General features: G+C 29.9%; 18 protein-coding genes. 10 read left to right on the top strand and 8 right to left on the bottom strand.

Annotation, left to right across the window (positions count from 1 at the left end; genetic code table 11):
* The 6 genes from LPB302_RS01410 to LPB302_RS01385 form a co-directional block, all read right to left on the bottom strand.
* The gene (locus LPB302_RS01410) at positions 1–1464 is read right to left on the bottom strand and encodes a glycoside hydrolase family 32 protein (RefSeq protein WP_231658727.1); all 1464 of its coding nucleotides are present in this window, start codon (positions 1462–1464) and stop codon (positions 1–3) included.
* Positions 1465–1615: 151 nt separating this feature from the next.
* On the bottom strand, positions 1616–2557 hold the full coding sequence (locus LPB302_RS01405; RefSeq protein WP_053974565.1) for an NAD(P)H-dependent flavin oxidoreductase: 942 nt from the start codon (positions 2555–2557) through the stop codon (positions 1616–1618).
* A 2-nt stretch (positions 2558–2559) separates the two neighbouring features.
* Positions 2560–3354: a toxin-antitoxin system YwqK family antitoxin gene (locus LPB302_RS01400; protein ID WP_053974564.1), complete on the bottom strand. Its 795-nt coding sequence runs from the start codon at positions 3352–3354 to the stop codon at positions 2560–2562.
* 18 nt (positions 3355–3372) lie between these two features.
* Positions 3373–4560 (bottom strand): tRNA 2-thiouridine(34) synthase MnmA, encoded by a 1188-nt coding sequence (gene mnmA / locus LPB302_RS01395; protein ID WP_053974563.1) that lies wholly within the window; start codon positions 4558–4560, stop codon positions 3373–3375.
* A gap of 67 nt (positions 4561–4627) precedes the next feature.
* Entirely contained in the window at positions 4628–5353 is a 726-nt protein-coding gene (locus tag LPB302_RS01390) for a hypothetical protein (RefSeq protein WP_143032716.1), read from the bottom strand.
* Positions 5354–5356: 3 nt separating this feature from the next.
* The gene (locus LPB302_RS01385) at positions 5357–6067 is read right to left on the bottom strand and encodes a toxin-antitoxin system YwqK family antitoxin (RefSeq protein WP_053974561.1); all 711 of its coding nucleotides are present in this window, start codon (positions 6065–6067) and stop codon (positions 5357–5359) included.
* A 41-nt stretch (positions 6068–6108) separates the two neighbouring features.
* Here LPB302_RS01385 and LPB302_RS01380 point away from each other — a divergent pair, with 41 nt between their 5' ends.
* From LPB302_RS01380 to LPB302_RS01345, 8 genes are all read left to right on the top strand, one after another.
* Positions 6109–6693 carry a hypothetical protein gene (locus LPB302_RS01380; protein ID WP_053974560.1) on the top strand — a complete coding sequence of 195 codons (585 nt, stop codon included), beginning with the start codon at positions 6109–6111 and terminating at the stop codon, positions 6691–6693.
* A 45-nt stretch (positions 6694–6738) separates the two neighbouring features.
* Entirely contained in the window at positions 6739–8082 is a 1344-nt protein-coding gene (gene purB, locus LPB302_RS01375; RefSeq protein WP_053974559.1) for an adenylosuccinate lyase, read from the top strand.
* Positions 8082–8453 carry a hypothetical protein gene (locus tag LPB302_RS01370; protein ID WP_053974558.1) on the top strand — a complete coding sequence of 124 codons (372 nt, stop codon included), beginning with the start codon at positions 8082–8084 and terminating at the stop codon, positions 8451–8453. Before purB ends, LPB302_RS01370 begins: the two co-directional genes overlap by 1 nt.
* The gene (locus LPB302_RS01365; RefSeq protein ID WP_053974557.1) at positions 8454–9221 is read left to right on the top strand and encodes a TerC family protein; all 768 of its coding nucleotides are present in this window, start codon (positions 8454–8456) and stop codon (positions 9219–9221) included. It begins immediately after the preceding gene.
* A 37-nt stretch (positions 9222–9258) separates the two neighbouring features.
* On the top strand, positions 9259–9543 hold the full coding sequence (locus LPB302_RS01360; protein ID WP_143032715.1) for a hypothetical protein: 285 nt from the start codon (positions 9259–9261) through the stop codon (positions 9541–9543).
* A gap of 29 nt (positions 9544–9572) precedes the next feature.
* Positions 9573–11972, top strand: a complete 2400-nt coding sequence (locus LPB302_RS01355) for a TonB-dependent receptor (protein WP_053974555.1) — start codon at positions 9573–9575, stop codon at positions 11970–11972.
* Between the two features lie 12 nt (positions 11973–11984).
* Entirely contained in the window at positions 11985–12533 is a 549-nt protein-coding gene (locus tag LPB302_RS01350; protein ID WP_053974554.1) for a hypothetical protein, read from the top strand.
* 140 nt (positions 12534–12673) lie between these two features.
* Positions 12674–13441, top strand: coding sequence for a CDP-alcohol phosphatidyltransferase family protein (locus tag LPB302_RS01345; protein WP_053974553.1), 768 nt, complete (start codon positions 12674–12676; stop codon positions 13439–13441).
* Here the strand turns inward: LPB302_RS01345 and LPB302_RS01340 are convergent.
* Together LPB302_RS01340 and LPB302_RS01335 are read right to left on the bottom strand one after the other, a co-directional pair.
* Positions 13434–14729: an MFS transporter gene (locus LPB302_RS01340; protein ID WP_053974552.1), complete on the bottom strand. Its 1296-nt coding sequence runs from the start codon at positions 14727–14729 to the stop codon at positions 13434–13436. The genes LPB302_RS01345 and LPB302_RS01340 overlap by 8 nt on opposite strands.
* A gap of 74 nt (positions 14730–14803) precedes the next feature.
* Positions 14804–15619 (bottom strand): M48 family metallopeptidase, encoded by an 816-nt coding sequence (locus tag LPB302_RS01335; RefSeq protein ID WP_053974551.1) that lies wholly within the window; start codon positions 15617–15619, stop codon positions 14804–14806.
* A 100-nt stretch (positions 15620–15719) separates the two neighbouring features.
* On the opposite strand from LPB302_RS01335, the gene LPB302_RS01330 reads away from it, so the two are divergent.
* Entirely contained in the window at positions 15720–16595 is an 876-nt protein-coding gene (locus LPB302_RS01330; RefSeq protein WP_053974550.1) for an alpha/beta hydrolase family protein, read from the top strand.
* A complete protein-coding gene (gene msrB, locus LPB302_RS01325; RefSeq protein ID WP_053974549.1) occupies positions 16592–17077 on the top strand; it encodes a peptide-methionine (R)-S-oxide reductase MsrB in 486 nt (161 codons plus the stop codon). Before LPB302_RS01330 ends, msrB begins: the two co-directional genes overlap by 4 nt.
* The last annotated feature ends 57 nt before the right edge of the window (positions 17078–17134 follow it).

The following is a 17134-nucleotide window of genomic DNA, read 5'->3' as shown; positions in this document are numbered from 1 at the left end:
TTAATTTGTTTTCCAAATTGGTTTTATTGGAGTTAATTTGTAGTCTTTTATTGCTTCATTTACATAAATTTCTGTAAGTGGATTTGTTGGAAATATTAATTCTGTCATTACCAATTCACCATTGTTCAAGAATATTTCTACAGAAGAATTATCTACAAAAATCTTTACATTAAAAATTTTTTCTAATTCCATACTTTTATGAACAGCACCAAATTCTTCACTAAAAGAATTATCTCCTGTTTTTGTTCTATCTGTAATTAAAATTCCATTTTTAGTTTCTATTTTAAAAATATCTCCTGTAGAATTTTGGAGGTTAATTTTAAAATCTTGAATTTCTTTATTTATTTCAATTAAATAAGATGATGTTTTTACAGTATGAATTTTAGAAGTAATTAATTCTGATTTTGTTAGGATATTTTTTATTTCATCTATAGGTTTAGATTGTATATAGTACTCATTATTATTTTTACTTAATAATAATTCTCTAGGTAAGGTCATAGCACTTCTCCAAGAGTAAGTAGGTACTGCTTGAGAATACTGCCAATTGCTCATCCAACCAATTAAAATTCTTCTTCCATCATCTTTGGGTATATCACTAAATGTTACACCTGCATAATTATCTGCTCCATAATCTAACCATCTTATTTTTGTATCGTCTGAAGTAAATACACTACCATTAAAATCTCCAATAAAATATTGTGTAGCTGAACCTCCTTGAGGGCCATTAGGGTTCAAACTTACTAGAAGTACCCACTTTGTATTACCATATGAATCTTTTATTGGAAATAAATCTGGACATTCCCAAATACCTCCATGAGAACCAATGTTTTTACCAAACTCACTCTCTAAAACCCATTCTTTTAAATTTTTAGAGCTATAAAAATTAATTTGATCGTGAACTGCTAAACTCATAATCCACTTATTACTTTCTTGATGCCAGAAAACTTTTGGATCTCTAAAATCTTTTATACCTGGATTTTCTAGAACAGGATTTTTTTCATACTTAACCCAAGTTCTACCTTTATCTAAACTATAGGCAATAGCTTGTGTTTGATATTTAATTTTTCCAGATTTTTCACCAGCCATATCATGATAGGTATATATAGCAACCATTGCTGGTTTTTCTTTTGTACCAAAACCTGTTGTATTATTCCAATCAATAACAGCACTTCCACTAAAAATATAACCTAATTTGTCTGGAAATAAAGCAATTGGAAGTCTTTTCCAATGAACCATATCTTTAGAAATTGCATGCCCCCAATGCATTGGTCCCCAAATATTATCATCTGGATAATATTGATAAAAAAGATGATATTCTCCTTCAAAATAAACTAATCCATTTGGATCATTCATCCAATTTTTCTCAGGGGTAAAATGATATGCAGGTCTATATTGTTCTCCTGATTTTTTTTCAATTATGGTTTCCTTTTTAATAAGGGTATTATCTGTTTTTTTACAGCCCATAAGTAAAACTAGACATAAGATAAAGTAAGTATGCTTCATTAGTTGATTAATTAATTAAAAATAAAAATAAATATTTTTTTTTATCTAACGTTACTAATGATTACCAAAATAATTTAATTAAATAAAAAAAGTAAAAAGTTTAATAAAAAAGTTAAAGCTTACTCAAAGAAATTTTAACTTTTTCAAATTCTACTATTATATCCTTTAAGACCTGTTTTGCAGGTTTTATTTCATGTATTAAACCTGCAATTTGACCAATTTCTAGCTCTCCATTCTCTAAATCGCCTTCAAACATTCCTTTTTTTGCTCTAGCTCTGCCTAACAATTCTTTTAAATCTTCAATAGTTGGTTTTTGCTGATATAACTCTTGCACTTCTTGATAAAATTTATTTTTTACCAAACGAACAGGAGCCAATTCCTTTAAAGTTAAATGTGTATCACCGTCTTTAACGTTTACAATGGTTTCTTTAAAGTTATTGTGGGCAGAAGATTCTTTAGTAGCTGCAAACCTACTGCCTATTTGAACAGCATCTGCTCCTAGTACCATAGCTGCTAACATTCCTCTTCCTGAACCAATGCCACCTGCTGCAATTACAGGAATTTCTACTTGTTCTTTAACCATGGGTATTAAGGTAAAAGTGGTAGTTTCTTCACGTCCATTATGACCTCCAGCCTCAAAACCTTCACAAACAACAGCATCTACACCTGCTGCTTGTGCTTTTAAAGCAAACTTTACAGAACTTACAACATGAACTACTGTAATTCCTTTAGATTTTAAATGTGCTGTCCATGTTTTTGGATTACCTGCAGAAGTAAAAACAATTTTTACACCTTCTTCAATAATAATTTTCATGATTTCCTCTATTTGAGGATACAACATAGGAACGTTAACCCCAAAAGGTTTATCTGTTTCTTTTTTACATTTCTGAATGTGTTCTCTTAATACTTCTGGATACATAGAACCAGCACCAATTAAACCTAAACCTCCTGCATTTGAAACTGCAGAAGCTAGTTTCCAACCAGAAACCCAAATCATTCCACCTTGGATAATTGGATATTGTATATTAAAAAGCTGTGTGATTTTATTTGTCATAATTATTTAAAATATACTGTAAATGAGTTTTGAATAGGCACCTCTCTTCCACCCGAAAAACCTGGTTGCCATCCATTTATTTTACTAAAGAAATCAATTATTTTATTTTTTAATTCAAGAGGCAAAACATCATAAATTCTTACGTTTCTTAGTTTGCCATCTACACCAATTGTATAATCAACTGTAATAGAACCTTTGATGTTATAATTTAAACCCTTTACAAATTTTTGAACAATTTTTCTATATTTCTTTATTCCACCTTTAAACTCTGGTTTACTGTTGCAACAATTTTTATTTATTTTTTTCTCTTCTCCGTTTTTTTCATAAAATCTTTCACTCAATAATGAATCATTCTTAAATAAAGCTTTTGCTGCTAATTCCCCTGAGTAATAATAACGTCTCCAAAGACCTTCTCTTTTCCCATTAATATATCTTCCTTCAAAATTCTTATTACGATTATCAAACCAAGAAGAAAACTTTCCGTTTTTCAATCCTTTTTCATTATAGTATAATATCCTTGAAATACTATCATTGATATCGTAAGTAACCATTTGACCAATCTTATTTTTAGAATCTTTAGTTTTAGAATACCAATAAACAGCCAATTGATTATTCCTTCTAAAGCGTCTAAATAACCAAAGCGAATCGTTCTCTTTCGTCAATTTTTGTATGATTCTTGTTTGTAATGGATCTTTAGTGATATTACCTTTTGAGTCATAAAACGTAGTAATTTCTTCATTTTGTGAGAAACCTAAGAAAGAGAAAAACAAAAAAATAATTAAGCAAGATTTTTTCACCACAAGATTTTTATAAATCTACGAAATTACTCCAGAACCTAACAACTCTTCATTTTTATACCAAGCTACAAATTGCCCTTCTTGAATGGCAGATTGTTTGTTTTCAAATTCAACATACAACCCTGAATCTACTTTGTATAAAGTAGCTTTTTCTAATGCTTGTCTGTATCTTATTCGTGCATCAACGTGCATGGTTTCACCAGATTTTAAGGTTAAATCTTCACGAATCCAATGTATTTCATCATTAGCAACAAACAATACATTTCTATACAAACCTTTGTGTTGTTTACCTTCTCCTGTATAAATTACATTATCTACAACATCAGTTTCAATTACATACAATGCTTCTTTTGTACCACCAACATTTAAACCTTTACGTTGTCCTTTTGTAAAATAATGTGCTCCTTGATGTGAACCCACAATTTTACCATGGGTTTTATGGTATACAAATTTGGTTGATAAGTGTTTTAGCTGCTCTTCTTTAGTTTCAAACTGTGGTTGTTCTTTTACGTACTCTAAGTAATCAGCAGGGATTGTAACTATATCCCCTTTTTTTGGCTGTAGTTTTTGTTGTAAAAATTCTGGCAAACGTACTTTACCAATAAAACATAACCCTTGAGAATCTTTCTTTTCTGCAGTAATTAAATCTGCTTCTTTTGCAATTTCTCTTACCTCTGGTTTTGTAAGTTCACCAATAGGAAATAAAGCTTTTGCTAATTGTTGTTGGGACAATTGACATAAAAAATAAGACTGATCTTTATTATTGTCTTTACCTGCTAATAATTTATAAACAGGTTTACCATCAATAACTTCCTCACCTTTTCTACAATAATGACCTGTTGCTACATAATCTGCGCCCAACTTTAAGGCAATATCCATGAAGACATCAAACTTAATTTCTCTGTTACAAAGTACATCTGGGTTTGGAGTTCTACCTTTCTCATATTCAGCAAACATGTAATCTACAATACGTTCTTTGTACTGCTCACTTAAATCTACTACTTGAAAAGGTATTCCTAGTTTCTCTGCTACAATCATGGCATCATTACTATCTTCTAACCAAGGACATTCATTAGAAATGGTTACAGAATCATCGTGCCAATTTTTCATAAAAAGACCAATAACTTCATATCCTTGTTCTTTAAGCAAATGTGCTGTTACACTAGAATCTACTCCACCAGAAAGACCAACAACTACTCGTTTCATTTTTTATTTTTGAGGATGCAAAGTTACGCTTTTGATTAGGAATAAGAAATTGAAAGAATTGATGTATCTATTGTATAAATTGATGTATTCTAGTTAAGGTAATTTTAGCATTAGAATTGGTTGATGTTAATTCTAATTTATCATTATTTAGTTGAAAGGTGTAGAACTTAAATTCAGGCACTTTACTATAACTAACCATGTCTATTTGGGGTCTATGCCCATGAGTTTTAAACATTCCATATTTTTCACCTTCTGGATAATTGTGCAATACATAGGTATTGTCCCACCTTAAAAACAACATTGCTTTTTGATTAGAATTTAATGTTTCAGAAACCTCTTTACCCTCCTCAGTTATGGTATCAAACTTCCATAAACCATATAACTCATTTGCTGGCGATGTTGGTAATTTATTAATCTTCTCTAGGGTTACAGTTACATCAAATTCGCCTTCTTTTCTTTGCCAGATCATGTTATCACGAGAAAAATTCACCTTAAAAGGATCATTAAATTCATCTTGCACTCCATTTGTATTTTCTACTTGCAACAAGTTTTTATCAGAATTAAAAGACCAAGTTCCTATAGAATGTTGCAACCAACCATTACCTGAAGTTTGTGTAGAATCTGCATTAAATTTCATCCATCTTGCAATAGGCGTCATTTCTTGCTCTCCAATGTTTACCTTAGTTACCTTCCATAAGCCATCAATATTGTTTTCATTAGATTGTTTTTTACTTTTTGAACAAGATATTAGTACTACAAAAGACACTAAAAGCGATCGATAAATTGATTTCATAATTTAATTGTTACCTTTTTTATATTTGTTTTCTTTCTCCAATTCTTTCTTGTCTGAAATTTCACCATCCAAATAAAATTCCCACTCTCCTATTCTTTTTCCGTTTTTATAAACGCCTGTTTCTTTTAAATTACCATTCAATTCAAAATACTTGGCTACACCATTTTCTTTATCATTCTTGTAATTTACTTCTTCAATCAAAATTCCTGCACTTGAAAATTTCTGAGATAAACCCTCTTTTAAACCCATTTTATAATTAGTGATTTCAGTCGGTTTTCCATTAGGGTAATAATTAATGACTTTTCCATTTAATTTTCCATCAACATAAAATTCGGTAGACATTATATTCTCTTTATCAAAATAATACACCCATTTACCTACTCTTTTCTTATTGATAAAAATTCCTTCACTTTGCTTTTTACCTGAAATACTGTAAAAAGAAACTGCAACAGAATCGTTCTCTTCATTAAATTTTTTAATAATGATTGGGTATCTTGAATCAGAAATGTCATAATATTTAAAAACACCTATTTCTTTACCCTCTTTAAACTGACCTTGATAACGTATTCTTTTGTTTGGATAATACTTTTTCCAAACTCCAGTTCGTTTCTTATTGGCATCAAACTGATTTATTTTTTGAGCAAACGAAGTTTTACCTAAAAAAAAGCAAGAGAAAAATACGATTACAATACCAAGTCTTTTTATCTTTAGCATGAATTTTCTATTTAGAGTAAATATATAATTTTCAATTTAAAATGAGCATTCTAAAAATTACAGAAGAACTGCAAAACTTAGGGAATGCTGCAAGAGAAAACAGACAAAGGGTAGCTAATATTGTTCTTGCTAACCAAGATTTGTTTGAACCTCTTGTTCAGGTTACCTTTCAAGTAAACCAACCCATTTCTGTAAAAGCTGCTTGGGTATTAGAATGGATTTGTACACATCATAACTTAAATTTGATAATTCCTCAGCTACCCTTTTTTACTCAGAACATTAAATATTTAACCTTAGATAGCGCAATTAGACCTTGTGCTAAAATTTGTGAACATATTGCAAATGCATATTATTCTAAAAATGATAATAAAATTAAACATCATTTGACAGAGGAACATATTCAAGCAATATTAGAAACAGGATTTGATTGGTTAATTACACCACAAAAAATTGCTGTTAGAGCTTATACCATGAACACTTTGTATTTATTTGGTTTAGAACAGGATTGGGTGCATCCTGAATTAAAACACCTCATAGAAAGTAAAATTATTCATGAAAGTAAGGGCACAAAAGCAAGAGGAAAACACATTTTAAATTTGATAGAAAAACATGAAAAATCTAGATAGTAAATCTCATTAAATCCTTATTTTTGCATTTAATAACACAACAAAATGAACTTGACTCAATTAAATGCCATCTCTCCTATTGATGGTCGTTACAGAAATAAAATATCTAAACTTTCTAACTATTTTTCTGAAGAAGCTTTAATAAAATATAGAGTTCGTGTAGAAATTGAATATTTTATTGCTTTGTGCGAAATTCCTTTAGCACAATTAGAAGACTTTAATACAGATTTGTTTGCAGATTTACGTAAGATCTATACTGATTTTACTGCAGATGATGCTCAGAAAATTAAAGATATAGAAAAAGTAACCAATCATGATGTTAAGGCTGTAGAGTATTTTATTAAAGAACAATTTGATGCTTTAAACCTGCAACAATACAAAGAGTTTATTCATTTTGGATTAACTTCTCAAGACATTAATAATACTGCTATTCCTTTATCAATAAAGGAAGCAATGAATGATGTTTTTGTACCTCATTATTTTGAGGTTTTAGAAAAATTAGAGGAGTTGGTTATTGAGTGGAAAGATATTTCTATGTTGGCAAGAACTCATGGTCAGCCTGCATCGCCTACAAGATTAGGTAAAGAAATAGATGTTTTTGTAGTGCGTTTAAAAGAGCAATTTAATTTATTGAATGACATACCAAGTGCTGCCAAGTTTGGTGGAGCAACTGGTAATTTTAACGCCCATAAAGTTGCATATCCTGCTACAGATTGGAAACAATTTGGAACAGATTTTGTACAAGAAAAGTTAGGTTTACAGCACTCTTTTCCTACAACACAAATAGAACATTATGATCATTTAGCTGCGCTTTTTGATACTATAAAACGTATAAATACTATAATCATAGATTTAGACAGAGATTTTTGGACCTATGTTTCTATGGATTATTTTAAACAAAAAATTAAAAAAGGAGAAGTTGGTTCTTCTGCAATGCCTCATAAAGTAAATCCTATTGATTTTGAAAATTCTGAAGGAAATTTAGGTATTGCAAATGCCATTTTTGAACACTTATCTGCAAAATTGCCTATTTCTCGTTTACAACGTGATTTAACAGACAGTACTGTTTTAAGAAATGTTGGTGTACCTTTTGGGCATACCATTATTGCATTTACTTCTACTTTAAAAGGATTGAATAAATTATTGCTAAACAAAGAAAAGTTTGAGCAAGATTTAGAAAATAATTGGGCTGTAGTCGCAGAAGCTATTCAAACTATTTTAAGAAGAGAAGCTTATCCTAATCCTTATGAAGCATTAAAAGGATTGACAAGAACTAACGAAAAAATTAATCAAAATTCAATTGCTAATTTTATTGATACCCTAGAAGTTTCTGACGATATTAAAACAGAATTAAAAGCAATTACACCATCAAATTACACAGGAATCTAATGAAAAATATCATTTATCTTCTTTTTGGAATCTTAATTTTAACATCTTGTAAATCTGAGTTTGAAGACAATTCAAACAAGTTTAAAGAAGGTATATTTGAAATTCCTGCTGGAGATAATTTTGTAAAGGAAACGATTATTAGAAAAGATAGTATACAGATAAGTAAGTATGGAGATAACATAGATACTTTATCTATTAAGTGGAAAAACAATTTCTTTTACACACTAAAATACATCAATCCAAAAAATAGTTTACAGGAAGATCCTATGTATATTCAGATTAATAAAATCAATGAAGATTCTTATGATTTTACTGTAAAAATTGGTTTTTCTAAATTTACCAAAAAGGGTACAATTTATAAAGTAAAGTAAATGGAGATATTTTTACAAGCAGAAACCTGGGTTTCACTACTTACACTAACGTTTCTAGAAATTATTTTAGGTATAGATAATATTATATTTATTTCTATCTCAGCAAATAAACTACCAGAAAATCAGGTTAGAAAAGCAACTTTACTAGGTTTGGCTTTGGCCATGATTACAAGAATAGCCCTGTTATTTAGTGTTTCTTACTTAATTGCTTTAAAAGATCCTTTTTGGACTATTGATGCTGGATGGTTTAAGACAGGTTTAACTGGACAAAGTTTAATTCTATTTTTAGGAGGAATTTTTCTGCTGTACAAAAGTACCAATGAAATTCGTCAGAAAATGGAAAACACGAATGAAGAGCAAGTTATTAAATCACCAAAAATAATCTCTTTTAGAAGTGTTATCATTCAAATTATATTAATTGATATTGTTTTCTCTTTCGATAGTATTTTAACTGCTGTTGGTATGACTAATGGTGTAAATGGAGCTTTAACAATTATGGTTATTGCTGTAATTATTTCTATTGTGATTATGATGTTATTTGCACAACCTATTAATAAATTTGTAAATAGAAATCCTACTATTCAAATGTTGGCTTTATCTTTCTTAATTTTAATTGGTTTTATGCTAATTACAGAAGGAGCTCATTTATCTCATACAGAATTTTTTAACAAAACTGTAGGTGCTATTCCTAAAGGATATTTGTACTTTGCAATCGCATTTTCGCTAGGTGTAGAAATGCTTAATCTAAGAATTAGAAAGAAAAGTTAATATCAAGAATTTTAAAACACATATAGGCACTTTATTAGTGGTAATTTTTCTATTACCATTGGCTATCAATTCTGTGCATGATTTATTAAATCATGAGCATACAGTTTGTAGTTCTAAGGTGGTAAAACATGTGCATGAAAAAGATGTAGATTGTAAACTACATCTATTAAAACAGAATGATGTTTTTCTTGCAGAAAATACATTTCAACCAGCAATAAACACATTTGTTAAAAGTAACAATTGTGCAACCTATAATTTCTTACAAAATTATCAGCAATTATCGTTTTCTTTAAGAGGGCCACCTATTTATATTCTAGCTTAAAAAACTTAATTAGAATATAGAAAACAACTATGCAAAAACTATTTATTTTTTGTGTCTTTATATGGTGTATAAACCATATAAATGCACAAGACTGTAATTACACTTTTAAGGGTAAAATAACCGATTTTCACGACAATAGTATTATTGTTGGTGCATCTGTACAGATTATTAATACAAATAAATTTACCTCTTCTAATTTAGAAGGTGAGTTTATGTTTAATAATTTATGTGAAGGTAAACTAACACTAGAAATAAAACATGTTGCCTGTGATACTAAGAGAGTGTCTTATAATTTAACTAAAAATACGTTTAAAGAAATCTCTTTAGAACATCATTTAGAAGAATTGAAAGAAGTTGTGGTAAAAACAAATACCAAAACAGAAATTACAAGTATAGAAAAATCACTTAAAAAAGAAGTAATTACACAATTTACTGATAAATCTTTAGGTGATGCCTTAAATACAATAAGTGGTGTGACTTCTCTAAATACTGGGAATTCAATCGTAAAACCTATGATTCATGGTTTACACAGTAGTAGATTATTAATTATTAATAATAATGTACGAATGTTCGATCAAGAATGGGGAGATGAACACGCACCAAACATAGATATTAATTCTAGTGATAGAATTGATGTTATTAAAGGTGCTAATTCATTAAGATATGGAAGTGATGCTGTAGGTGGTTTAATTTTAATTAGACCTAAAAAATATGCTATTATAGATAGCTTATTTGGTAGTACAACAACTTCTCTAAATTCTAATGGTTTTGGAGGCAATGTAAATACAGAAATCGTTAAAACATTTAAATCTGGCTATTACACAAAGCTTCAAGGTAATTACAAAAGATTTGGAGATTTTAGAGCTCCAAATTATTATTTAACCAATACAGGCATACAAAGTATTAATGGATCTTTTAGAGTTGGTTACAACAGTTATGAAAAAGGTTTTGATGCCTATTATAGCTTTGTAAATAATAAGATAGGTATTTTAAGATCTTCTCATATTGGTAACGTAAGTGATTTGGTTGAGGCTATTAACAATAGAGAACCTAGAATTGTTGAAGACTTTTCTTATGATATTAATTTTCCAAGACAAAACATATTTCATCATTTAGCAAAAGTAGAAGCATTTAAGAGATATAAAAACTTAGGTAAACTAAGTATTCAATTAGATGCCCAGCTGAATAGAAGAAAAGAGTTCGATCTTAGAAGAGGAGATTTAAGAAACAGACCTGTTATAGATTTACAATTGTTTACTACAAGTATTCAGCCTAACCTAGAAATTAACAAATTCGAAGATTTTAAAATAAATACAGGACTTTTAGTACGTTACCAAAACAATGATGCTATTGTTAATACAGGTGCCAATACGTTAATACCAGATTATAACAAATACGAATTAGGTACTTACGCTATTTTAGATTACAATCTAAACGAAACTTCAGAACTAAGTTTTGGTGTGAGATATGATTATTCTAAAATAAAGGCTAGAAAATGGTACGTAGAATCAGATTGGACTGCATTAAATTATGACGTTTTATTCCCAGAATTTGATACTGGTATTACTGATGGTTTAGAACTTTTAACGAGACCTGAATTTACATTCAATAATTTCTCTACTAATGTTGGATATTCCAAAAGATTTGGAGATGCTTATGCATTTTTATTCAATTATGGTTTGTCTCAAAGAATGCCAAATCCGTCTGAATTATTTAGTGGTGGTTTGCATCATAGTGCAGCTAGAATTGAGTTTGGTTTTTTAACTATTAACAAAGAAACTGCCAATAAGTTTATAATGACTTTAGAGAGAAACAACAAAAATTTTGGTTTTTCTATCAGTCCATATTACAAACAAATTGATGGCTTTATACAATTAATACCAACAGGTATAAAAACCACAATTAGAGGCGCTTTTCCTGTTTGGGAATACAACCAAGTAAATGCTAGAATTTTTGGAGTAGACATTGATATTAATAAAGAAATTACAAAGAATTTCGATTATAAAGGAAGTTTAAGTTTATTACAAGGTGATGACTTAACCAACAACAACCCTTTAATTCATATGCCTTCTGCAAATTTTAGCAATAAAATTACATATACAAACAACGATTTTCATCAACTAAAAATTGGTGTAAGTCAAAGAACAACCTTACAACAAAATAGATTTCCAGATTTTAATTTTACAACTTTCAACCCTGTAACACAGCAACAAGTATTTGTAGACATTAGTTCTACCCCACCAAGTTATACACTTTACGGATTCAATTCTTCTGCTGTTTTTTATCCATTTAAAAAAGGAAGTATGGAAGTTGGTTTTAATATAGACAATCTATTTAATGTAAGTTATAGAGAAAACTTAAACAGACTGCGTTATTTTGCTGATGACTTAGGACGAAATTATAACCTAAAAATTAAACTAAATTATTAAAGAATTAAAAAGATGAAAACAATAAAATTATTAGCAGTATTATTTATTTCAACATTAGTATTTACAGCATGTAGTGATGATCATGATGATGATCATGACCATGGAGATGATGAAGAATTAATAACAACTGTAATTTACACATTAACAGATGGTACAAACCCTGATGTAGTTTTACAATGGCAAGATTTAGATGGTGATACAGGTAATGATCCAACAATTACTTCTGGAACCTTAATGGCAAATACAACTTATACAGGATCTATTCAGTTATTAAACGAAACAGAATCACCTGCAGAAGATATTACTGTAGAAGTAAGAGCTGAAGGAGATGAGCATGAATTTTTCTATACTCCAAACAGTGTTAACTTAAGTGTAACAAAAACTGATAATGATGGTACAAATCCTTTAGGAATTGAAACAGAATTAGTAACAGGCACAGCAAGCACAGGAACTTTAACAGTTATCTTAAAGCATGAGCCAACAAAACCAAATGATGGTACAGCTGCTGGTGCAGGAGGAAGTACAGATGTAGAAGTTACTTTTCCAATTACAGTTCAGTAATAAATAGCATTCTTAGAAAGGTCTGAAATTTTTAGAATTTCAGGCCTTTTTTTATATAATTTCTTTAATTTTGCACTTCAAATTAATTGTGCTGTTTTATTCTTCGCAAAAAATAAAAATGCTCATAACAAAAGCATTTTATGTCTAAATTACCTAAAGAATATCAATTTTTAGATTTATCAGATTATGGCAGACCTGTTGCTAAAGTAATTGCCAAATCTCTTAAAAACACAAGTATTACTCCCATAGATGTTACATTAGCCTTTATTATATCTGGATTGTTGGGCGTTTATTTTATATTTGAAAACCACTACTTCTTTGCTGCATTTTTTATCATCTTTAAATCAATTTTAGATGCTGCAGATGGTGAACTTGCCAGAATAAAAGACACACCTTCTTACACTGGACGTTTTTTTGATTCTATTGCAGATATTATTCTAAACTTTATCATAATCATAAGTATTTGGCAATTAACCAACATACATATTGGGTTTGCTTTGTTGGCTTTTTTTGGTATACAATTGCAAGGTACTTTGTATAACTATTATTATGTTATTCTAAGAAATCGTTTTAATGGTGATACTACAAGCAGGGTTTTTGAAGATACTACACCAATTGCATTAAAAGGAGAAACTCAAAAATCTGTAAATATTTTATTCGGTATTTATAAAAAATTATATGGTGTTTTTGATGAAATTATTTATGCTTTAGATAGAAATGCCCCAAATGGAAAACCATTACCTAATTGGTTAATGTCTTGTATCTCAACATTTGGTTTAGGCTTTCAACTGCTAATTATAAGCGCTTTATTGATTTTAGATTTAAAAGAAATTATCATTCCTTTTTTTATCATGTATTCAGGCTTAATCTTTGTATACATTCTTATTAGAAGAATATTCTTTAGCTAACGTATTTGGTGCGTTTTAAAGTACTTAATATAATAAAAGACGCCAAGAAAAAGAAAGCCAAACATAATACAGACCATTGCATAGAGTCTGTAATAGCATAAAGTAAACCGTATACAAAAGTCCCTAATACAATAGCTATTTTTTCAGTTACATCATAAAAGCTAAAATACGTTGCATGATCTTCTGTTTCTGGGAGTAATTTAGAATAGGTAGATCTTGTTAAAGATTGTATTGCCCCTAGAACTAGCCCTAAAATAGCACCTAAAGAGTAAAAGTAAATAGAAACATTGGGTAAATCTTTATGCAACATAAATGCACAAAAACACACAACCATCCAAATAACAATAGTTACTTTAAGCGCAAAGAAGTTACCTTTACTTTCAGATAATCTCGAAAATAAGAATGCCCCTAAAATAGCAACAACCTGAATTAATAATACTGTAACTATTAAATCTATGGTTTCTAAGCCAAGCTCTGTAGAGCCAAAAATAGTAGCTAATAAAATAATGGTTTGCACACCAACACTTAGCAGAAAAAAAGAAATTAAAAAACGTTTTAATGTAGGGTAATTAACCACTTCTTTTGCCACAATTTTTAATTCTCTAAAGCCTTTCCATATATAATCTTTCTCTGGTTTTTTATTATAAATATCATCAGGTAATTTTTTAAATGTTATTTGTGCAAATCCTAACCACCACAGACCAACCATCACAAAAGACAATCTTGATGCTAAAGAAGCAGATATACCAAATAAATCTGGTTTCTGAATCATTATTAAGTTAATGATTAACAGAATAATAGAACCCACATAACCATACATAAATCCTTTTGCACTTGCTCTATCTTGTTGCTCTGGGTTTGCAACTTCTGGCAAATAGGCATTGTAAAAAACTAAACTTGCCCAAAAACCAATACTTGCTAAGATTGTAAACACAATTCCTATCCAAACTGTATCTAATCCATCAAAGAAATACAAACTCATTACAGACAAACTCCCAACAAGACAGAAGAATTTCATAAACTTCTTTTTGCTTCCTGTATAATCTGCAATACCAGATAAAATTGGTGATATAAAAGCAACTACCAAAAATGAAAATGATAAAGCATAGCTGTATAAACTATCTGGATGATCCCAATCCATACCTAAAAAAGAAACAGTTTCACCTTCTGTTACTGCACTGTAATACAAAGGAAAAACTGCTGTACTAATTACTAAAGAATATACAGAGTTTGCCCAATCATAAAAAGCCCAAGCATTGATTAGTTTTTGATCACCTTTTTTAAACATATATCGTATTTATAAAAAAACCGCTCAAAATATTTTGAGCGGTTACAATATAGAAATTTTATTTCTTTAAACTCTTAACTTTTTTGTGGTGCATTATATTGAGCTGCTAATTTTCTTGCAGTTGGTAAATATGCTCTTAAATCTTGAATTCTAGATTCATTGTGTGGGTGTGTACTTAAAATTTCTGGTCCTTGACTACCTCCACCTGCTCTTTGGCTCATTCTTACCCAAACCTCTGCAGCTTCAGTACCTTCATAACCAGCCATAATCATAAATACCAATCCTAATCTATCTGCCTCTTCTTCATGGGTTCTACTAAATTTTAACATTCCTAAACCAGAACCGATACCAAAAGCAGTATTCCATAATTGCTGTGTTTCTGGGTTTTGGGAAGATGTTCCTAAAGCCACAGCCAAACCACCTATTTGTTGCAATTGTCCTTGAGACATTCTTTCTTGTCCATGTTTTGCAAAAGCATGTGCAACCTCATGTCCCATAACTGCTGCAACTCCATCCTCATTATCACAAATTGGCATTATTCCAGTATAAAATACAACTTTACCTCCTGGCAAACACCAAGCGTTAACAGTTTGATCTTCAACTAAATTAAACTCCCATTTATAATTATTAGCTTCTTCTACCATATTATTAGCTCTCATGAAACGATCTACAGCTGCTGAAATATTTTTACCAACATTTTTAACTTGGTTACTCATAGCTCTATTTGTAGATAATTTATTTTCTTCTAAAAAGTTATTATATTGAGCAAAACTTGCTGGTAATACTTGAGAATCGCTTACAAAATTTACTCTCTTTCTTCCTGTAATTGGCACTGTACTACATTCTACAAATAGAAAAACGGTAAGCACTAATGTTATTATTTTTTTCATTATTCAGTATTTTTATGTTTCCGAGAGCAATTTATTAATTAAATACACAATATTTGTGCTGTATTGAAAATTAAAAGAACCTTTTCGACTTTAATCAACAATGAATTCCTTTTTTAACCAACCCAAATTTGAATCTAATTTAGCCATTCCTAAAGCTTTTAAGTTGGCTATTAAGGCCTTATCTCTTATTTCTACCCAACTCACACTAAAAATTACGAGTAGTCTATTTGCTAAACCTATAGTATTTGCGACCCCAAAAAGAGAACTAGGTATGCTGCAAAGTTCTCAGGTAAAAAAGTTACAAATACAAGGTACTAGTAAAAATATAAATGTTTTGTCTTATGGCTTTTCTGATAAAAAAGTATTACTTGCTCATGGTTGGTCAGGTAGATCTACACAATTATATATGATTGCCAATTATTTATTAGAACAGGGTTATATGGTTATTTCTTTTGATGCGCCTGCTCATGGTTCCTCTTCTGGTAAATCAACCAATCTCATAGAATATATAGAAGCAGTTAAAGCCATACATTATGAATATGGACCATTTGATGCAGCTGTAGGTCATTCTTTTGGAGGTATGGTTTTAATGAATGTGCAAGCTGAATGTAGTGCTTTTAAATGTTTAGTAACAGTGGGTGCTGCAGATAAAGTTTCTAAAATATTCTATAATTTTGCAAATAATATAGGCTTAGACAATTCTTTTGGTAAAAAGTTTATAGCTCGTTTTGAAAAAAAACTAAACATCCAACTAGATGATAAAGCAACAAGTATAGTTGCCAAAAAAATTACTATTCCTGCTTTAATTGTTCACGATGTTTTAGATGGAGATGTTTCTGTAAGTTGTGCCACTAGTATTCGTCAAAGTTTACAGAAGGGTGCTCTTCTAATTACACAAGGTTTAGGGCACACCAAAATTTTAAGAAATAAAGAAATCGCATTAAGAATCGTAAATTTTATAAAACAACATACATGAAAAAAATAGCAATTTTACTCATTTTAGTACTAACTATAAGTTGTGCAGGCAATGCTCAAAACACAAAAAAAGAAGAAAATAAAACCTACAAGGTAGAAAAAACAGCTTCTGAATGGAAAAAATTACTTTCTCCTCAAGAGTATTATGTGTTGAGAGAAGCAGGAACAGAAAGACCTTTTACAAGTCCTTTAAACAAAAACTATAAAGAAGGCACCTTTGTTTGTGCTGCTTGTAAAACACCTTTGTATAAATCAGAACATAAATTTGATTCAGGTACAGGTTGGCCTTCATTTGATAGAGCTATTAAAGGCAATGTAGAACTAGATGTAGATTACAAAATTGGTTATGCAAGAACAGAGTTGAAATGTAATACTTGTGGTGGTCATTTAGGGCATTCTTTTGATGATGGCCCTGCCAAAACAACTGGTAAACGTCATTGCATCAATGGAGTTGCTTTAAATTTTATTCCAAAAGAGCAATAAGACAAACTCTTAATAAAAGTTGAACTCACTAGGATTATATTTTAGTGAGTTTTTTTT

The sequence above is a fragment of the Polaribacter dokdonensis genome, from assembly GCF_024362345.1.
Lineage (GTDB): Bacteria > Bacteroidota > Bacteroidia > Flavobacteriales > Flavobacteriaceae > Polaribacter > Polaribacter dokdonensis.
Note: the sequence above shows the minus strand (reverse complement) of the source record. Positions and strands in the feature narration are given on the sequence as shown.

Bases quoted from the DNA above. Each gene is read 5' to 3' on its own strand.
- LPB302_RS01410 (WP_231658727.1), bottom strand. From the start codon at position 1,464: ATGGGCTGTAAAAAAACAGATAATACCCTTATTAAAAAGGAAACCATA.
- LPB302_RS01405 (WP_053974565.1), bottom strand. From the start codon at position 2,557: ATGACAAATAAAATCACACAGCTTTTTAATATACAATATCCAATTATC.
- mnmA (WP_053974563.1), bottom strand. From the start codon at position 4,560: ATGAAACGAGTAGTTGTTGGTCTTTCTGGTGGAGTAGATTCTAGTGTA.
- LPB302_RS01390 (WP_143032716.1), bottom strand. From the start codon at position 5,353: ATGAAATCAATTTATCGATCGCTTTTAGTGTCTTTTGTAGTACTAATA.
- LPB302_RS01385 (WP_053974561.1), bottom strand. From the start codon at position 6,067: ATGCTAAAGATAAAAAGACTTGGTATTGTAATCGTATTTTTCTCTTGC.
- LPB302_RS01380 (WP_053974560.1), top strand. From the start codon at position 6,109: ATGAGCATTCTAAAAATTACAGAAGAACTGCAAAACTTAGGGAATGCT.
- purB (WP_053974559.1), top strand. From the start codon at position 6,739: ATGAACTTGACTCAATTAAATGCCATCTCTCCTATTGATGGTCGTTAC.
- LPB302_RS01370 (WP_053974558.1), top strand. From the start codon at position 8,082: ATGAAAAATATCATTTATCTTCTTTTTGGAATCTTAATTTTAACATCT.
- LPB302_RS01365 (WP_053974557.1), top strand. From the start codon at position 8,454: ATGGAGATATTTTTACAAGCAGAAACCTGGGTTTCACTACTTACACTA.
- LPB302_RS01355 (WP_053974555.1), top strand. From the start codon at position 9,573: ATGCAAAAACTATTTATTTTTTGTGTCTTTATATGGTGTATAAACCAT.
- LPB302_RS01350 (WP_053974554.1), top strand. From the start codon at position 11,985: ATGAAAACAATAAAATTATTAGCAGTATTATTTATTTCAACATTAGTA.
- LPB302_RS01345 (WP_053974553.1), top strand. From the start codon at position 12,674: ATGTCTAAATTACCTAAAGAATATCAATTTTTAGATTTATCAGATTAT.
- LPB302_RS01340 (WP_053974552.1), bottom strand. From the start codon at position 14,729: ATGTTTAAAAAAGGTGATCAAAAACTAATCAATGCTTGGGCTTTTTAT.
- LPB302_RS01335 (WP_053974551.1), bottom strand. From the start codon at position 15,619: ATGAAAAAAATAATAACATTAGTGCTTACCGTTTTTCTATTTGTAGAA.
- LPB302_RS01330 (WP_053974550.1), top strand. From the start codon at position 15,720: ATGAATTCCTTTTTTAACCAACCCAAATTTGAATCTAATTTAGCCATT.
- msrB (WP_053974549.1), top strand. From the start codon at position 16,592: ATGAAAAAAATAGCAATTTTACTCATTTTAGTACTAACTATAAGTTGT.